This window comes from Moorena sp. SIO3I6 (genome assembly GCF_010672095.1).
This window is the reverse complement of the sequence record NZ_JAAHHU010000522.1, coordinates 1-2947: the sequence shown is the minus strand read 5'-3', so window position 1 is coordinate 2947 and position 2947 is coordinate 1. Positions and strand designations below refer to the sequence as shown.

Sequence of the window (2947 nt, the reverse complement as noted above, 5' to 3'; positions counted from 1 at the left end):
TGGAGCAGGGGAATTGCGTAAGAAACTCAGTAGAATAGAGACGGTTGAGCAAGGAGTTGAGTTGATTGAAAATGCGATCGCTAAACTTCATCCGTAAGCAATCAGCCGTCAGCCGTCAGCCGTCAGCCCTGAGCTTTTAGCTCATGCGTGCGCGTTCAGCCACGCTACTTAAGGTGCCGTCAGCCTTTGCATAATAGCTGGTTGCTGATAGCTTATAGCTGATAGCTAGCTGCTGATAGCTTATAGCTTACCTTCATCTTAATCAACCCTAATTTTTTAAATAATTTTTTTATCCCAGTATTTTTACCAAAAATATTGGGTTTAAAGCCCCGTCCTTCTAGGACGGCTTTTTTTTTTAGAATCTATATTGACAGTTGTCGCCAAGCATGTTAATTTTGGAGTTTATCGAAACAGATCGATCTTCGTTCGCGGAGCGTGACCTTAGGTCAATGATCATTCTAGAGTTCAAAGCATGGGGCAAAAAACACCAATATTCAGCTATAGACGAAGCTATTCGGACAGTGAAGTTTATCCGTAATAGCTGTATTCGCTTGTGGTTGGACAACAAAGGAACTGGGAAGTACGACCTTAGCAAATATTGCAAGGTTTTGGCCAAACAGTTTCCTTTTGCTAATGAGTTGAACTCTAGTGCTCGTCAGGCCGCGTCCGAACGAGCATGGTCATCAATCGCGAAATTTTACGACAATTGCAAGAAAAAGGTACCCGGAAAGAAAGGGTTTCCCAAGTTCAAGAAAAAGGTGAGATCGGTTGAGTATAAGCAATCAGGATGGAAATTGTCCCCTGATAAAAAATCAATCACTTTCACAGATAAAAAAGGAATTGGGAAGCTTAAACTCAAGGGTAAATGGGACTTGTGGCGCTTTGATAAGAAACAAATTAAGCGGGTTAGAATAGTTTGGCGAGCAGATGGGTACTATGTCCAGTTCTGCGTTTCAGTCGATATCAATGAAGAATTAGAATCAACCGGTAAAACTATCGGACTGGATGTAGGACTTAAAGATTTTTACACTGATTCTGATGGGAATACTGAACCTAACCCAAGGTTTTATCGAAAGGGAGAAAAGCGCCTTAAGTTCTATCAGCGTCGAGTATCCCGAAAAAAGAAAGGCTCATCCAACCGTAAAAAAGCCGTTAATAGATTAGGCAGGACACATCTCAAGATAAGTAGGCAACGTGAAGAACATGCCAAGAGACTCGCACGTTGCGTAATCCGGTCTAACGACTTGGTCGCCTACGTTCGCGCAGCGTGCCGAAGGCAAGACTTAAGAGTAAAAAATCTAGCAAAAAATCATTGTCTTGCTAAGTCTATTAATGATGCAGGTTGGTATCAGTTCCGAAAATGGATGGAGCACTTTGGCGTCAAGTTTGGCAGAATAACCGTTGCAGTTAATCCTGCCTACACTAGCCAGAACTGTTCTAGTTGTGGTGAAGTGGTCAAAAAGTCGCTATCAACTCGAACTCATACTTGCAAGTGTGGGTGCGAACTAGACAGAGACCACAACGCCGCCATCAACATTAGAACAAGAGCCTTGAGTACGGTGGGGCACACCGGAACTTGGATCATTGATCCGAACGCTTGCGGAGAATCAACCTCTACTCTTCCTGATTCCGGTCTGGTTGAGCAAGTTGGCTCGTTGAAGCAAGAATCCCCGTTCTTCTAGGACGGGGAGTGTCAAGGTATAATCACCCAGGCAGATTCTGTCGGGTATTCACCCTGCTGGGTAATATCCTGTCACGTCTTGTTATCAGCAATATTGCTAGATAGTATAATTGTATGATAGTATAGGTAGAATTTTTTGTTCAAATTTAGGAGGATTAATTTAGTATGACCCAAGTGGTTGTCGGTGAAAATGAAGGTATTGAGTCAGCCCTGCGTAGATTTAAGCGACAAGTCTCTAAAGCAGGAATTTTTGCTGATATGAAGCGTCTACGTCACTTTGAGACTCCCATTGAAAAGAAAAAGCGCAAAGCGATCGCTCGCAGACGCAAGCGTCGTTACCGCTAAACCTTCAATTGACACTGTCAACACTCCCCGGTCATCAGACGCGGGGTTTTTTGCTGGGCTTACTCCCTCCCTATCACCTGACCGGTTGAACCAAGCACAGTATAAGAAATCGGGAATCGGGAATCGGGAATCGGGAATCGGGAATCGGGAATCGCTAACGTAGATTTGTTTGGAATAGGTTCAGTTAAAGCAAGTCCAACAACTGGGATTCACTTAATTGGGTAATTCCTAATTCTTTAGCCTTTTCTAACTTAGAACCAGCATCTTCCCCAACCACCAAATAATCAGTTTTGGCACTAACTGAACTAGTAACCTTACCACCAGCGTTTTGAATCAAGTCTTTCGCTTCACTACGCTTGAGGGTAGGCAAAGTGCCAGTAATCACAAAGGTTTTTCCGGTTAAGGGTTGGGTTTTATCTAGCGCTCTAGTTTTAGTAGAGGCTTCTAACTGTAAACCCGCTTCTCGCAATCGAGTAATCAAGGTCTGGTTGCTGGAAATCTGAAACCAACCCCAGACAGACTGAGCAATTTCTGGTCCAATGCCGTAGATTCCCTCAATATCGGTGACGGTTGCTTGAGCCAACTGCTCAATGGTAGGAAAAGTCTGGGCAAGGGTTTGAGCATTGACACTACCCACATGACGAATCCCTAACCCATAAAGGACTCGTGACCAAGGTTGGGTTTTGGATTTTGCGATCGCATTTAGCAACTTCTGGGCTAACTTATGCCCCATACGCTCCAATGACACCAGCTGCTCTAGGGTTAAATCATAAAGGTCAGCAACAGATGTCACTAAGCCTTGGTCTACCAATTGTTCTACAATCTTTTCCCCCAAACCATTAATATCAAGAGCATTACGACTTGCCCAGTGGGTGAGAGTGCCCTTAACAATAGCAGGACAAGATGAATTAATACAGCGAG

Annotated in this window: 4 protein-coding genes; 3 read left to right on the top strand and 1 reads right to left on the bottom strand. The window is 43.9% G+C overall.

The window, feature by feature from the left end; genetic code table 11:
• Positions 1-449 precede the first annotated feature (449 nt).
• From F6K49_RS38915 to F6K49_RS38905, 3 genes are all read left to right on the top strand, one after another.
• Positions 450-1682, top strand: coding sequence for a transposase (locus F6K49_RS38915; RefSeq protein ID WP_293105859.1), 1233 nt, complete (start codon positions 450-452; stop codon positions 1680-1682).
• A gap of 164 nt (positions 1683-1846) precedes the next feature.
• Positions 1847-2026 (top strand): 30S ribosomal protein S21, encoded by a 180-nt coding sequence (gene rpsU, locus F6K49_RS38910; RefSeq protein ID WP_008186741.1) that lies wholly within the window; start codon positions 1847-1849, stop codon positions 2024-2026.
• A complete protein-coding gene (locus F6K49_RS38905; protein ID WP_293105856.1) occupies positions 1971-2189 on the top strand; it encodes a hypothetical protein in 219 nt (72 codons plus the stop codon). Before rpsU ends, F6K49_RS38905 begins: the two co-directional genes overlap by 56 nt.
• A gap of 21 nt (positions 2190-2210) precedes the next feature.
• On the opposite strand, the gene F6K49_RS38900 is transcribed toward F6K49_RS38905, so the two are convergent.
• Positions 2211-2947: helix-hairpin-helix domain-containing protein (locus F6K49_RS38900; protein ID WP_293105853.1), on the bottom strand; the 737-nt coding region annotated here is incomplete at its 5' end.